The 14,585-nt window shown below is 62.2% G+C and carries 13 protein-coding genes; 8 read left to right on the top strand and 5 right to left on the bottom strand.

Translation table 11 applies throughout. The features are described from left to right. Window positions 1-206: 206 nt before the first annotated feature. Window positions 207-1,070 carry a 2-oxoacid:ferredoxin oxidoreductase subunit beta gene (locus HZR20_RS01705; RefSeq protein WP_181684870.1) on the bottom strand — a complete coding sequence of 288 codons (864 nt, stop codon included), beginning with the start codon at window positions 1,068-1,070 and terminating at the stop codon, window positions 207-209. Beyond that, a complete protein-coding gene (locus tag HZR20_RS01700) occupies window positions 1,067-2,839 on the bottom strand; it encodes a 2-oxoacid:acceptor oxidoreductase subunit alpha (RefSeq protein ID WP_181684869.1) in 1,773 nt (590 codons plus the stop codon). Before HZR20_RS01700 ends, HZR20_RS01705 begins: the two co-directional genes overlap by 4 nt. Window positions 2,840-2,976: 137 nt before the next feature. Here HZR20_RS01700 and HZR20_RS01695 point away from each other — a divergent pair, with 137 nt between their 5' ends. From HZR20_RS01695 to HZR20_RS01670, 6 genes are all read left to right on the top strand, one after another. Beyond that, entirely contained in the window at window positions 2,977-3,615 is a 639-nt protein-coding gene (locus HZR20_RS01695; protein WP_181684868.1) for an FAD-dependent oxidoreductase, read from the top strand. Between the two features lie 139 nt (window positions 3,616-3,754). Continuing rightward, window positions 3,755-4,915 (top strand): cell division protein FtsZ, encoded by a 1,161-nt coding sequence (ftsZ, locus tag HZR20_RS01690; RefSeq protein WP_181684867.1) that lies wholly within the window; start codon window positions 3,755-3,757, stop codon window positions 4,913-4,915. A gap of 97 nt (window positions 4,916-5,012) precedes the next feature. Then, window positions 5,013-5,240 carry a hypothetical protein gene (locus HZR20_RS01685; protein WP_220132602.1) on the top strand — a complete coding sequence of 76 codons (228 nt, stop codon included), beginning with the start codon at window positions 5,013-5,015 and terminating at the stop codon, window positions 5,238-5,240. Window positions 5,241-5,245: 5 nt separating this feature from the next. Beyond that, window positions 5,246-6,967 (top strand): sensor histidine kinase, encoded by a 1,722-nt coding sequence (locus HZR20_RS01680; RefSeq protein WP_181684865.1) that lies wholly within the window; start codon window positions 5,246-5,248, stop codon window positions 6,965-6,967. A 134-nt stretch (window positions 6,968-7,101) separates the two neighbouring features. Further along, on the top strand, window positions 7,102-7,275 hold the full coding sequence (locus tag HZR20_RS01675) for a protein translocase SEC61 complex subunit gamma (protein WP_181684864.1): 174 nt from the start codon (window positions 7,102-7,104) through the stop codon (window positions 7,273-7,275). Then, entirely contained in the window at window positions 7,275-7,712 is a 438-nt protein-coding gene (locus HZR20_RS01670) for a transcription elongation factor Spt5 (RefSeq protein WP_181684863.1), read from the top strand. Before HZR20_RS01675 ends, HZR20_RS01670 begins: the two co-directional genes overlap by 1 nt. 236 nt (window positions 7,713-7,948) lie before the next feature. On the opposite strand, the gene HZR20_RS01665 is transcribed toward HZR20_RS01670, so the two are convergent. After that, complete coding sequence (locus tag HZR20_RS01665; protein WP_181684862.1) at window positions 7,949-10,024, bottom strand: alpha-amylase family glycosyl hydrolase; 2,076 nt, start codon at window positions 10,022-10,024, stop codon at window positions 7,949-7,951. 228 nt (window positions 10,025-10,252) lie between these two features. On the opposite strand from HZR20_RS01665, the gene HZR20_RS01660 reads away from it, so the two are divergent. After that, window positions 10,253-11,131 carry a DUF7351 domain-containing protein gene (locus HZR20_RS01660; protein WP_181684861.1) on the top strand — a complete coding sequence of 293 codons (879 nt, stop codon included), beginning with the start codon at window positions 10,253-10,255 and terminating at the stop codon, window positions 11,129-11,131. 209 nt (window positions 11,132-11,340) lie between these two features. On the opposite strand, the gene HZR20_RS01655 is transcribed toward HZR20_RS01660, so the two are convergent. Together HZR20_RS01655 and HZR20_RS01650 are read right to left on the bottom strand one after the other, a co-directional pair. Continuing rightward, window positions 11,341-12,318, bottom strand: coding sequence for a phosphoadenosine phosphosulfate reductase family protein (locus tag HZR20_RS01655; protein WP_181684860.1), 978 nt, complete (start codon window positions 12,316-12,318; stop codon window positions 11,341-11,343). A 63-nt stretch (window positions 12,319-12,381) separates the two neighbouring features. Beyond that, the gene (locus HZR20_RS01650; RefSeq protein ID WP_181684859.1) at window positions 12,382-12,963 is read right to left on the bottom strand and encodes a DUF7110 family protein; all 582 of its coding nucleotides are present in this window, start codon (window positions 12,961-12,963) and stop codon (window positions 12,382-12,384) included. Window positions 12,964-13,178: 215 nt separating this feature from the next. Between HZR20_RS01650 and HZR20_RS01645 the strand changes: the two genes are divergently transcribed. Next, window positions 13,179-14,579 carry a dihydrolipoyl dehydrogenase family protein gene (locus HZR20_RS01645; RefSeq protein WP_181684858.1) on the top strand — a complete coding sequence of 467 codons (1,401 nt, stop codon included), beginning with the start codon at window positions 13,179-13,181 and terminating at the stop codon, window positions 14,577-14,579. The last annotated feature ends 6 nt before the right edge of the window (window positions 14,580-14,585 follow it).

Genomic DNA, 14,585 nt, shown 5'->3' with positions numbered 1-14,585 from the left:
TCTCCGCTTGTGGCGGTGTGGGGACTTGCTGGGGTGGCGACCGATAGACAGCCGGAAAACAACATCCCGACGAACACTCCCATCAGTAGTAGTGAAATTCGTCTCATACTGGCGCGGTTAGAGCAGGCGAGTAAATGTTTTGTGGGCTATAATTCAATCCGTATCAGATACTCCCCGAGTACGTTTTCTGGAGAACAAGGACCCGTTCAGTAAAATTCCCGGACCAGTCGATCGGCGCGTTCGGGCGCGCCGTCGGGGATGTCGGCCATGTTGCCCTCGATGCCCTCGCGGTCGCTGAAGGGCACGCTTTCCTCGCTCTCGTAGAGGACGCCGATGTGCTCGGTGCCGGGATCCATGATCTTGTCGCGGGCGGACTGATAGTTACCGGGATCGTGGTCAGTCTCATCCAGATTGACGATGGCGTCCCGGAAATAGTCATACGTGTCGACGTCGTTGAACGTCACACAGGGCGAGAACACGTTGACGAAGCCGAATCCGTCGTGTTCGACCGCACGCTTGACAAGTTCGGTGTGGCGCTGGGAGTCCGAGGAAAAGGACTGGGCGATAAAGGTCCCGCCTGCCGCGAGCGCCAGCGCCAGGGGATTGACCGGGGGTTCCGTGGTGCCGTCGGGGGAGGTCGCCGTCTCGAAGCCCTGCCGCGAGGTAGGCGAGGCCTGCCCTTTCGTCAGGCCGTAGATGCGGTTGTCCATCACGACGTAGGTGATGTCGATATTGCGCCGGACGGCGTGGATGAAGTGCCCGACCCCGATCGAGTAGCCGTCGCCGTCGCCGCCGGCGACCATCACTTCCAGATCGGGATTGGCGAGCTTCACCCCTGTGCCGACCGGGAGGGCGCGGCCGTGGACGCCATGGAGCGCGTAGCTGTGCATGTACGTCCCGATCTTGCCCGAACAGCCGATCCCGGCGACGACGAACGTGTTGTCGGGATCGTTGCCCGTCTCGGCGAGGGCTTTCATCATGCCGTTCATCGTCCCGAAGTCGCCACACCCGGGACACCAGGTCGGTTGCTTGTCGGATTTGAAGTCGGTGAAGTGCGTCTCAGAACTCATCGTTTCACCTCCGGTGGGGCGCGTTGGCCAGCGATCGCCGATTCGATTTCCTCAGCGAGTTCGTCGGCCATGAACCGGACGCCTGTGTATTTCGTGACGCGTTCGACCCGCGTCAGCGTGTCGTGCTCGATAAGGTCGGCGAACTGTCCCGTCGCGTTACACTCGACGACGATGACGGTCTTGGCTGCTTGAACCTCCTCGGTCAGGTCGGGTCGCGGATAGATGTACGGTACCGAGAGGAACCGGACGTCAATCCCCCGCTCGTCGAGGATTTCCAGGGCCTCCCGCATCGCGCCCTCGTTCGAGCCCCAGGAGAGCACGAGCGTCTCGGCGTCGGAATCGCCGAACGCCCGATAATCGAAGTCCTCGCGCTCGCGGGCGGTCTCGACCTTGCGCTGGCGTTTCTGGACTTGCTCGACGCGGACGTCCTCTTCCTCGGTTCGCCGGCCGAGTTCGTCGTGTTCGAGCCCGGTCGTCATGTGTGCCGCCTCGGGGGTCCCTGGGAGGGCTCGCGGGCTGACGCCGTCCTCGGTTGCGGCGTGGGCTCGGAACCGGTCCTTCTCGTCGAGCCATTCATCGACCGCGTCGCCTTCGACAACCTTGCCGCGGTCGATCTCTACCGCGTCCATGTCGAATCGCTCGGGCGGGTAGGTCTGTTCGGTGACTGCCATCGAGAGGTCTGCGGTCAGATAGACAGGGATCTGGTATTTCTCGGCGAGGTTGAACGCCTCGACGGTCCGGTCGAAACACTCTCCGATCGTCGTCGGCGCGAGGACGAACCGCGGGATCTCGCCGTGCCCGCCATAGAGCATCGCGTTCAGGTCACCCTGCTCTTGTTTGGTCGGCATCCCCGTCGAGGGGCCCGAGCGCATGACGTTCGCGATGACCAGCGGCGTCTCGCTTGTGGCAACGAGGCCGAAGGTCTCGCTCATCAGGTCGATCCCCGGCCCGGACGTGCCGGTCATCGCCCGCGCGCCCGCTCTGGCTGCGCCCAGTGCCATGTTGATCGCCGAGAGCTCGTCCTCGGCCTGGACGACCGCGCCGCCAAAGGCCTCGATCCGGCCCGTCAGATACTCCATGATGTCGGTCGCGGGCGTGATCGGATAGCCCGCATAGAAGCGACAGCCGGCGGCGATAGCGGCCATTCCGATTGCTTCGTCGCCGTTGAGTAGGACGTAGTCCTCGTCAGTCGTTTCGAGGCTGAACTGGCTGGTGCAGTCCGTCTCTTCGTGGACGTAATCCCGACCCAACCGCGCAGCCTCGCGGTTATTGGCGACGATGGCCTCACCCTTCTCGCCGAAGCGCTTGACCAGGGCTTCATCGAGGTACTCTACCGGGAAGTCCGCGACCTCACAGGCTGCCCCCAGCGCGACGACGTTGCGCATGATCGCGCCGCCGGCCCCCTCAGCAAGGTCGGTGAGTGGGACTTCCAGGCCGATCATGTCCTCCGGAATTTCGACGTCCTGCATCGTCGTCTGCTCGCCATCGTAGATGATGACACTGCCCGTCCGGAGCTCGTCGAGATTTTCGTCGATGGTCCGTTCAGTCAGTGCGATGAGGATGTCGAGGCGATCGACGACGCTCTCGACCCGATCGACGGCTGTCCGGACCTTGTAGGCCGTATAGCCCCCGCGGATGCGCGAAGCGAAATCCTTGGACGTGAAGACGTGGCGGCCGGCCCGAGAGAGCGCCCGGGCGAAGATCTTGCCCGTCGAGTCGATCCCGTCGCCGGCCTCCCCGCCGATAGCCCAATTGAGATCGTTTTCCATGTAAGTCTGATCTATCCCGCCACCGAGAAAAAGCCTTCTGCAACCTGCAGTGTGCGTGGCGTTTTGCCGCTCTATGGTGGCTGGCTTCGGTGCCGCTACCCCAAATGGCATTGGTTACTCCCCTCTTACCCCCGCGCATGGATCGAACGATCACGACCGTTAGTGCCGTCCGCACAGTCGGCCCCGACGCAGTCACACTCGACGTGGCGACACCAGCTGGTTTCGACGCAGCCCCTGGCCAGTTCGTCAAGTTCTCACTGCCTTCGGTCGCCGATGCGCCGCGCTTCTATACCATCTCCTCGCCGACCGTCACGGAGACCTTCGAGATCACCGTCGAGATCGATGACGACGGCGCACTCGGCCCGCACATTGCCGAGCTCGAACCTGGCGACAAGATCGCCGTTTCGGGCCCGTTCGGCAGCGCCTACTACGAGGGCGAGGACCGCGTCGTCGTCCTCGCGGGGGGCCCCGGCGTTGGGCCTGCTATCGGGATCGCCGAACGAACCCTCGAAGACGGCGGGCAAGCCGCCCTGATTTATCGCGACGACGACCCGATTCACGACGATCGATTGGCTTCCTTGGACGATCGAGGCGTCGATGTCTCCATTTTGTCCGAAGACAGCGCTGTCAGCGCGGCCGCTGTCGAGGCGATCACCGGTGACACCGGCGAGCAGGTGTTCGTCTATGGCTTCGCGGGTTTCTTGGATGTCGCGACTGACGCTATCGAGGCTGCGGGGGGCGACGCTGGCCAAGCCAAAGTCGAGAACTTCGGATAGGTGTCCCCGTCGCCGGTGAGGCCAAGTCGGACAGCATTGGTGACTCCGAACCGGTGAAATTCGGGACGAGTAGCGTCTGACGCCCGTCGGACGCGATGAGAAAGATAATTAGTATTGAACTGCTACGGGACACTTAAATATGGACTCCATTATCGACGACGCTATGGAAGAAGCCGAGGAGGACCGCGAGGACCCCCCCGCAGACAACCCGCCGGGAACAAGTGACACCACGACAGAGGACGTTTCGACCTCGGGGCAGATGACTGACGAAGAACTGTCCGACGTCGTCGAGGACTTAGAGACGAAGATTACCGTCGTCGGTGCGGGCGGTGCTGGCGGCAACACGGTCACGCGGATGATGGAAGAAGGCATCCACGGGGCGAAACTCGTCGCGGCAAACACCGACGCCCAGCACCTCGCCGATGAGGTCAAGGCCGACACGAAAATCCTCATCGGCAAGAAGCGTACCGGCGGCCGCGGTGCCGGGTCGGTGCCCAAGATTGGCGAGGAAGCCGCCCAAGAGAACATGGAGGACATCCAGCAGTCGATCGACGGCTCTGACATGGTGTTCGTCACGGCTGGTCTGGGCGGCGGGACTGGCACGGGTGCGGCGCCCGTCATCGCCCAGGCTGCCCAGGAGGCCGGCGCGCTCACGATCTCGATCGTCACGATTCCCTTTACGGCTGAAGGCGAGCGACGGCGGGCCAACGCGGACGCCGGCCTGGAACGCCTCCGATCCGTTTCGGACACGGTCATCGTCGTGCCGAACGATCGCCTGCTCGATTATGCTCCGTCGATGCCGTTGCAGGACGCCTTCAAGATCTGTGACCGCGTCCTGATGCGTTCGGTCAAAGGCATGACCGAACTGATCACTAAGCCCGGCCTGGTCAACGTCGACTTCGCCGACGTTCGCACGATCATGGAGAACGGTGGCGTCGCGATGATCGGCCTCGGCGAGTCCGATTCAGAGAACAAGGCCCAGGATTCGATCCGTTCGGCGTTGCGCTCGCCGCTGCTCGACGTCGAGTTCGACGGCGCGAACTCCGCGCTGGTCAACGTCGTCGGTGGGCCGGACATGTCCATCGAGGAGGCCGAGGGCGTCGTCGAGGAGATCTACGATCGGATCGACCCCGATGCGCGGATCATCTGGGGCGCGTCCGTCAACCACGACTACGAGGGTGAGATGGAGACCATGATCGTCGTCACGGGTGTCGAGAGTCCACAGATCTACGGCAAAAGCGAGGCCGAACGCGAGAAGGCCGCCCAGCGCATGGGCGACGACATCGACTACGTGGAATAGTCACTGTCTGAACGACGATCGAGTGGCTGTTCGGTCGCTTCGGGATCCCTTATCAAACGAAAACTGTTTTGTTCACTCCTCAGAAATCCTCTCATCGATGATGCACAATCGGGGGCGGGTAACGGCACTGTGGGTAACGCCCGACTCCCCGGTCTCATCCGAGCAGACACTGTCCGACCACGACATCGATCTTCGGTACAGTTCGACGGTGGAGGCGGCGATGTCGTCCGCCCGCGACGCGGGGATCGACGTCGTGGCCGTGTCTGGGACGCTTGAGGAGGCTCTCGGGGCGGTTGAGCGCCTTTCGACGCTCGACGTTCCATGATTTACGTGACTGCGGACGACCACGCATCGACCGTCACGACCGCCCTCGATCGAGGGGCGACTGCGACTGTGGGCGCTGTCCCGGCGGCGATTGCGAATCAGCTCCGGCGGGCGGTCCACTCGGCTGCGGATAGACGTGATGCGCGACTGTTCGAGCAGTTCTTGAGCGGTCTCCATCTGGATACGGGCGATACGGTCTACTTCAAGGACGAGGAGAGCCGCTTCATTCGGATCAGTGAGTCGAAAGCCCGGGAAGTCGACGAGTCACGGTCGGACGTGCGAGGGAAGTCTGACTTCGACTATATGCCGGATGCGGAGGCCAGAGACCGCTACCAGGAAGAACAGCGGATCATGCAGACTGGCGAGTTGATCGTCGGCAAAGAAGAACGCCTCGCCACGCCGGACGGCGTGACCTGGTACCGGGTGACCAAACTGCCACGATACGACGAGAACGGCGATATCGTGGGGACCTTCGGTCTATCGCGCGATATCTCCGAACTCAAGGCACTCGAAGAGACACTCTCGGAACTCGAAGCAGTCGTCGACCGGGTTCCGGTTTGGTTGCTTGCGGTCGATGCGGAGGGCCGGGTGACCTGGGCCAACGAACCCGCCCGTCGCAATCTCGTTGGCTCCGAGGGACGGATTCTCGATCGTCCGTTGATCGACTACCAGACCCAGGGTGACCCACTGTTGGGAAACTTTGCCGAGCAGTTCGACACTGCTGTCAGGACATTCATGGCTGACCGCGGGGATCGGGAGCGAGACGAGACAACTCACCAGCCCAGCGACGTGCGTGACGGCAACGCAGCGGAGGACGGTGAAGCCACGCTACAGAGCGACGATGGGGGCGATGATCAGGCCGAGCACGTATACGAACGCCACGTCAGTGAGGCGGTGCAGATCGATCCCATCGACGGCGATCCACGCATCTGCAATATCCACGTCCGACTGCTACCACTCGCCGACGGCACCTACAATGGGGCTGTGCTGGCATTTCACGACGTGACGACACAGGTCGAAAACGAGCGGGAACTCAGACGCCAGAACGAACGCCTCGAGCGGTTGGTCCACACGATCTCACACGATCTTCGGAATCCACTGCAGGTGGCGAGTGGCTCCATCGAAGCTGCCGCTGTCGAGTTCGACAGTGAGCACATCACCGGGGCGGCAGACGCGTTGGAGCGGATGGACGAACTCGTCGAGGACCTCCTCTCGATGGCTCACGAGGGCCGGGAACTGGCCGACCCCGAACCTGTCTCTCTGGAGACTGTCGCCAGACAGGCGTGGGAGGCATTCGAAAGCGAACCGGCGACGCTCGCCATCGCCGATCCGTTGACCATCGATGGTGATCCAGATCGGTTGGTCCGACTCTTCGAGAACTGTTTTCGAAACAGCATCGAACACGGTACTGCCGGGGCTGAGCGTCGGTCCGGAACGGAGGGTGCCATCACGATCACTGTCGGACCGATCGACAGTGGCGGGTTCTACGTTGCTGATGACGGCCCAGGGATCCCGGCGGACGAGCGGGCGACGATCTTCGACCACGGCTACACGACGAGTGACGACGGGACCGGGTTCGGATTGGCGATCGTCGAAGAGATCGCCCGGGCACACGGATTCGAGGCGGCCGCGACCGAAAGCTCAGACGGTGGTGCGCGCCTGGAATTCACGCCGGTAGCCGATCGCCGAGCGTCGGACAACGCCGGTCGAGACGGCACCCAGAGCTGAGCGGCTACCGGAGAGAGTTCGGCTGCCTCCTGACCGGATCGTTCGGCTTCGGTCAGTGATCGCGCGATATCGGTGTGTGTTCGCTGTCGAGAGGCATCAATACATAGAAAAGCCCCGAGTTGCAACGCTACTGCATGGACGTACCGTACGATCTTACCTCATACGTGCGGGTGCTCAAGCTCGCGAGTACCCCCTCCTGGCAGGAATTCAGCCAGGTCGCGAAGATCGCTGGCGCGGGTATCCTGCTGGTCGGGCTGCTCGGATTCGTCATCTTCGTCGTCATGACGGTCCTCCCGGGTGGTGCCTGATGGGCATCTACGCCGTCAAGACCACCGCTAGCCAGGAACGCACCGTCGCGGATATGATCATCAACCGCGAGGAAGAAGCGGTTCATGCCGCCCTCGCTCCGGACTCGTTGACTTCCTACGTCATGGTTGAGGCCGAGGACGCCTCGGTGTTCGACCGGATCCTCGACGAAATCCCACACGCCAACGGCGTCGTGCAGGGGAAGTCTTCGATCAAGGAGGTCGAACACTTCCTCTCGCCGAAGCCGGACGTCGAAGGGATCGCCGAGAGCGACATCGTCGAACTCGTCGCCGGCCCGTTCAAGGGAGAGAAGGCCCAGGTCCAGCGGATCGACGAAGGCAAGGATCAGGTCACCGTCGAACTCTACGAAGCGACGGTCCCGATTCCGGTGACTGTTCGCGGCGATCAGATTCGCGTGCTGGACTCAGAAGAGCGATAGGATTTCACTCGCCGAGCGTCGTCTCTCTGCCATCCAGGCGATGCACCGCGACCACAACGAGGCGTGCGTCGCCAAGACCAGAAGCTGGCGGGCACCTTTGTTCGGTCACGTGATCGACCCCGTACAGTTTTGCGGAGCGACCTCCATCCCGAACGAAGACGAACAATCTGCATGGCCCACGTCTTTTTCGGGTGTTTCTAACGGGGCTGGCGACACTGGTGGGCAACCGCGATAATTTAGCTCTGGGCCTCTACGATGACGACATCGTCGACAGAAACTGCCACGCCACCGTCCTTCGGGGCCGCTTCGACTGTGTCTCCGGTGACCAACTCCGTGGCTTCGATTCCCGCAGGGAGTCTAACTGTCGCCGTCCCTGGTCCAAAGTGGAGCGCGACGATCACGCGCTGGTCATCAGTCGCGCGTGCGAACGCGACCGCTTGTTCTGTGTCGGCGTCGTACTCGATTTGTTCGAGGGTGCCAGATTCCAGCGCCGGCGTTTCCGAGCGAGTGTCGCTGAGTCGACGGTGGACATTCGTCAGCCCAGTGTCGCCGGACTGCCACTCGATCGGCCCTCGGTATTCGGTCATGCCGCGCTCCTGTCCGGCATAGATCATCGGTACGCCCGGCATGGTGAACGTCGCGGCGACGGCCCCACGCAGCGCATCGCGGCCGTACTCGGCGAGGTAGCGATCCTCGTCGTGATTCTCGACGTATCGCATCTGGGGGGCCTGATCTGGGAACCCCGCGCGTTCGGCGTCCGCGACGGCGTCGAGGAGGGCCCTCGCCGGCGCGTCACCGCTCCCGATGTTTCGGAGGGTATCGTAGACACGGGTCCCGTAGTGAAGATCGAACTCCAGATCGTGATAGTCCGGGTCGTGGACTGGTACTGTCTCGTCCAGCAGGAGGAATTCGGGATCAATATCGCGGACGCGCTCGCGGACTTCTTTCCAAAAGCCGTGGGGAACGCCCCAGGCGACGTCACACCGGAAGCCGTCGACGACCGGTGCCCACTCTTCGACGACATCGAGTAAGAACGATCGGACCGCTGGTTCGTCGTAGTTGAAGTTTGGAATGTGGCTCCAGTTGAAGTACCGTTGGGCGCGCATGTCGCTGGGCCCTGGCCCACGCGAGCGATCCTCGTCCGGTTCAGCGCGCTCGTTCCAGACGAACCAGTCACGGAACGCGGAGACTCCGGCCGCGCTCTGTGTGAACGCCGGGTGTTCGTGATCGGCGTGATTGATCACGAGATCGAACACGACCTTGATATCTCGCTCGTGGCAGGCAGCGACGAACGACTCGAACTCTTCGCGGGTTCCAAGGTCCGTTGCCACTTCGAAGAAGTTCGTGGTGTGATACCCGTGTTCCGTGGGTGAGGCCAGGATTGGCGTGAGCCAGACGGTATTCACACCGAGTGATTCGATGTACGGCAGCCGGCGTTCGAGGGCGGAAAACGTCGTCTGGACGCGTTCTCCAGCGAAAGATCGCACGTAGATCTCGTAGATTGTCGCGGTCTCGACCCAGGCGGGCGGCTCGTTGGGGTGGGAGATATCGTCTCCTCCGTTACCGACGACTACCGTGTCTCTGACGCTGTGGCGTTGGTCGAGCGCCACGGCGTGAACGTGGACCGGATCGTCGATCGCACTGGCCGGTAGCCTGGCTGTCTGGCCGTCAATTTCGAGGGCGCTCTCGTCGAGGTCGGCGCGGTCGTCGAGGCAGAACGTAACGTCGAGATCGCCCGCCTCGGCCGGACTGTCTGCCGGCGGGCGTCCGTCAGCGTCGATGCGGATTACTTCGCCGTCCCGAGTCGCATCGAGTGAAATCCGTGGCCGTCCCGGCCCGGCGACAGTGAATTCCCGATGGACGTGTTCTTCGCCGTCGTTGACGATGAACGTACAGTTGTAGATCCCCGGCTCGAGCTGGGCCTCGAAGACGTAAGTGTCTCCCTCGCGGACCGCCTCGTCACGCCCCCGAAGGTGGTCGTTGAACAAGCCGATGACGCCGACCCGATCGATCTCGTCGGCTGGTGTCTCGAAGTCATCGATCGATATCTCGAAGCAGGCAGGCTGCCGTTCGTCCGGAAACGCCCGGACTGTCAGCTGGTGAGTGTCGTCGGGCGCCTCGAGTTCGATACGGTAGACGCCCGGTACGTCCGGTCGCAAGTACTCGACTGCGCCGTCGTCGACTGTCGTTTCACTCTCGATAGGTGTGTCGATGAGGGTCCAGTCGTATGACCCGTCCGGATCCGGGTCTCGCGGGGCCAGTTCAACAGCGTCGCCGACGGTCGTGAACCGCGGTGGGCCTGGATGGTGCATGTCTGTCCTGTCACCGCTGGACGCCAATAAATATATTCTGAATTATATTTCTGTCCGGTGGCTGACCGCTTTGCGTGAGGCGGGGCGTTCACCGGCTAGTTGGCCGAGTGACCGAGCCATTCGTCCCGCAGGCCCCAAAGCGGTTGGGCTGTCAGCGGACGTTGTGAAGATTCTTTCTGTTCGGAATCGGGAAGGTACATTCAGGGGGCTTCGGATGTTACCCTGGGCATGGTCGACGACGCGGTCTCAATGACTGTCGATCGGGCCGCCGACGCATTTGGCACGCTTGCCGACGAGAACCGTATCGCGATCTTGCTTGCGCTGTGGAACGAGCAGCCACTCTCGTTTGCTGGACTGCAGTCGGCAGCCGATTTCGACGACAGCGGTCGATTCAACTATCACCTCGCTCAACTCCTGGGTCGGTTCGTCAGGAAGGACGACGAGCAGTATCGCCTTCGGCCAGCCGGTGGGCGCGCGATGGATATCCTTTTTGACGAACGCTTTGGCGAACCACCGTCCCCGATCGAACGCGACCTCGAGACGCCGTGCCCGGACTGTGGCGCGTCTCTCCGGGCGAGTTACGAGGACGGACACATCGAGATCAGTTGTCCCGCGTGTTCGGTTGTCGTCCACTACGGATACTTTCCGCCACGTGGGCTGGCATCCCGTGATCCAGAAGAGTTGTTTCTGGCGTATTCACGACAGCTCTGGCGAGATTTCACACTGGCAGCCTCCGGCGTTTGTCCCCATTGCAGTGGCCGGATGAAGACCCACGTGACGCTCGATCCCGACTGGTACCTCGATGTCGCGACGATCAGCGTCTGCCAACATTGTCGGGTCGAAATCGGGACGCCCGTTGGCCTGCGGTTGCTGGACGATCCAGCCGTCGTTGCGTTCCTGGCAGATCACGGGATCGATATCGACCAGGTGCCGTTCTGGACGCTTTCGTTCTGTCTGGGCGACGACAGCGTTTCGGTCGAAGCGACCGAACCGCTCCGGATAATCGTCCACATCGAGCGGGATACCGATCGCCTTGACGTGACGCTTTCTGGGTCAGGCACAGTCATCGAGACGGCGCTCGTCGAACCCCGGCAGTCGACCCCTTGACGCGCGTGGCGACATGGATCGCTGTCCGGTGGGCAACTTGATACCTGTGGGAGGATCGAATGAAGTGGCGATTCTCCAACGAGAGCGCTGGAGCCGCGAACAGTGAGCGCGCTTGGCCGGACGCGGCGGCCGCGTCCGGATTTTTCGCCCGATGGTACCACAGGCCCGCTACGCGGGCCGAGAATACCGGAGGCGAAACAAGGTCCCTCTTACATGTAGCCCAGGTCGCGCAGGCGCTCCATCAGGTCTTCTTTGTCCTGGGCGCGGCCGGCGCGCTCGGTCGTGTTGGCCATGTCCTGCAGCCAGGCGGGCTCCTCGGCGGACTTGTCAGTGCTGACTTCGCTACCCAGCGACCGGAAGCCGGCGAAGTACTTGGGACTGACCGGCACGTCCTCTTTCTCGATGTCCGCTGGCAGGTCATCCTGACCCTGCGGGACGTACCCCTCTTCAGGGAAGTCCTCGACGGTATCCGGGACGACGAAGTTCCAGAACGTCTCCCAGACGTCCGGTTCGCCGAACTGGAGGATCGGCTGGATCCGGTCGTGGGGTGGGTAGATATCGGGGTCGTGTCGCGGTGAGAAGAACGTCTCGTCGGCGCGGGCCTCCTGTTCGTCCCACCGGACACCGCTGAGAATCCCGTCGACGTCGTACTCCTCGATAGCGTCGTTCAGCGCGACGGTTTTCAGCAGGTGGTTGCCGACGTAGGTGTCAAGCAGGAACGGGAAGGTGTCCTCTTCGTATTCGAGGATATTCCGGATGTGGTGCTGGTTGTGCTCGCTGAGGGCGTCAACGGGGATGTCATCGCCCGGTTCGAGACCGTTCTCGTCCACGTAGTCGCCGACGTCCGTGTTCCGCGCCCAGATGACTTCGAGGTCCCATTCATCGGCCCAGTGCTTACAGAAGTCGATGAGTTCATCGAAGTGCTGGTAGTGGTCGATGAACACGACCGGCGGGACCTCCAGGTCGAAGCGGTCGGCGACCTCCTTGACGAAGTAAAGCGTCAGCGTCGAGTCTTTCCCGCCGGTCCACATCACGACGGGGTTGTCGTACTGTTCGAGGCCCTCCTTCGTGACTTCGATGGCCTTTTCGATCTTGTGTTCGGTGCTCGGATAGTCCGAGAGTTCCTCACCGTCGCCGTCGGTATAGTCAACGTCGAGGTACTCGGGGAAGTTGACTTCGCTCACCATGTGTGTAATTAGATATAATTACTCTGCAGTTGAGTCTTTCGAACGCCGCTGGCGAATCGCCCGTTAGGCAATAAAATCGTTGTCCCGCCAGTCGACGCCGTCTTCGCCCCGGTCGTCGGCGGGGTCTTCGGTGACGCCGATCGAGGCCGGTCGGCGCTCGCCGTCGACGATCTGGACGGCCTCCAGATCGCCGTCGATCGCAATGATCGCGGTCAAGGTTCCTTTCTCTGCGATTTCGGCAATGTCACAGAGGACCTTGAACATCGGGAACTGTACACTCGTGTTCTGCAGGACAGTCTCCCGATCGCCTTTGAAACAGGCGTACTCGACGAGTTCGGATTCGATCTCTTCTTCTTCCTCTTCGGTGAGTGCACCCCACTGGCCACCACCACCGCCGCCGTGGGGTGGCTCGGGTTCCTCTTCGTAGACGCGGTTTTCGGTCACGCTGGCCTTCAACTGGGCTGTCGGCGTGTATTTGCTGATGTCGCCATCGGTAGCGACGGCACTCAAGATGAGTGTGTTGTTCCGTCGGGTGATGTCTACGTCTTCGATTTCGGCCGGTAAGTCCGGGTCGTCGAAGTGATCGTAGACATCTTCGAGGGGCAATTCGAGCGTCGAATGGAGTCTGTATACGCGGCTCGTCATAGTTTGGGGCGGTGACGGGGCCATCTCGCGGGCCGAACGAGTGACACCAGTGATCACCCATAAGTACGGACCCGGGGCATATATGGCCTGTCCTTTCGGTCACTGCTACAGGATGTCCAGCGAGTCAGGCGCTGGCAGATTTTTGACGGTCGTGGCGAGTGGTGGTGATTGGCACGGTCCAAACGGTTTTTCTTCGCGCCAGCCCGTGTTCACGTATGACCACACACGTGGCAGTCCTCGGCGCGTACGGCAGCGCCGGCTCTGCCGTGGCCGGCGAACTGGCTGCGGACCCTGACGTCGAACTGACGCTGATCGACGACGGCGACCCGGGTGGCGGGCTCTGTATTCTCCGCGGTTGTATGCCCTCCAAAGAGGTCCTCTCGGCGGCTGAACACCGCTTTGCCGCCCAGGACGACCCGCGCCTGGTCGGGGACGTACCCGACGTCGACCTGGAGGCTGTCGTCGAGCGGAAGAACGAGCACACCTCGAGCTGGGCACAGCACCGCCGGGACTCCATCGCTGAACTCGCTGAACGTGACAACGTCGAGTTCATCCACGACACCGCCCGCTTCGTCGACGATCGCGTCCTCGAGGTCGACGGGCGACGGATCGAACCAGATTACGTCGTGATCGCGACCGGCTCGAACGTGGCGATCCCACCGATCCCGGGTATCGACGACGTGCCCGTCCAGACGAGTGCTGAGGTACTCGACAGCACTGACTTCCCTGATTCAGGGATTGCTCTCGGACTGGGATACATCGGCCTGGAACTGATCCCATATTTGACTGAGGCTGCCGATATGGATCTCACCGTCATCGAAGCGCTCCCGGATGTTCTCCGCGAAGCGGACGAGCCCTTCGGCGAGGAGTTGCTTGCCTACTATCGCGAGCACTTCGACGCCGACCTGCTGGTCGACGCCGACGCTACGGCGGTCGAACAGACGGCCGACGGGGGCATTCGCATGGATGTCGAAACCGACGGCGAGACGCGGACGTTCGAGGCCGACGATCTGTACGTTTTCACTGGCCGGGAACCGGCCATCGACCGGCTTGGCATCGAGCACACTGCACTCGAACCGGACGACGGCTGGGTTCGAGACACGATGCAGGCTGTCGGCGACGATCGCGTCTTCGTCGTCGGGGACGTCAACGGCCGGGAGCCGATCCTCCACGTCGCCAAAGAAGAGGGCTTCACGGCGGCTGAGAACATCCGGCGACACCGTGCAGGCGAGTCCCTGGAGACCTACGAGAACGTCCATCACCACGTCATCTTCTCGGGGCTCGGCGTGCTGCCGTTTGCTCGGGTCGGGCACTCGGTCGAGTCGGCCGACGCCGCCGGTCTGGACTTCGTCACTGCGACGCGGGATGCCTCCAGTGACGGTGTCTTCAAGACCAAAAACGTCGCCGATGGCCTCGCACGCCTCGTCGTCGGGACAGACGGGACGGTCCTCGGATACCAGGGCCTGCACTACCACGCCGACGTGATGGCAAAGACGATGCAACTGGCCGTCGAAATGGAACTGGACGTCAGGGAGATTCCGGATCGGGCGTACCATCCCACGACGCCGGAACTCATCGACGGACTCGTCCGCGACACTGCCGCAAAACTAGAGTGACCGGAC

Source organism: Halorhabdus salina (assembly GCF_013839425.1).
Lineage (GTDB): Archaea > Halobacteriota > Halobacteria > Halobacteriales > Haloarculaceae > Halorhabdus > Halorhabdus salina.
Note: the sequence above shows the minus strand (reverse complement) of the source record. Positions and strands in the feature narration are given on the sequence as shown.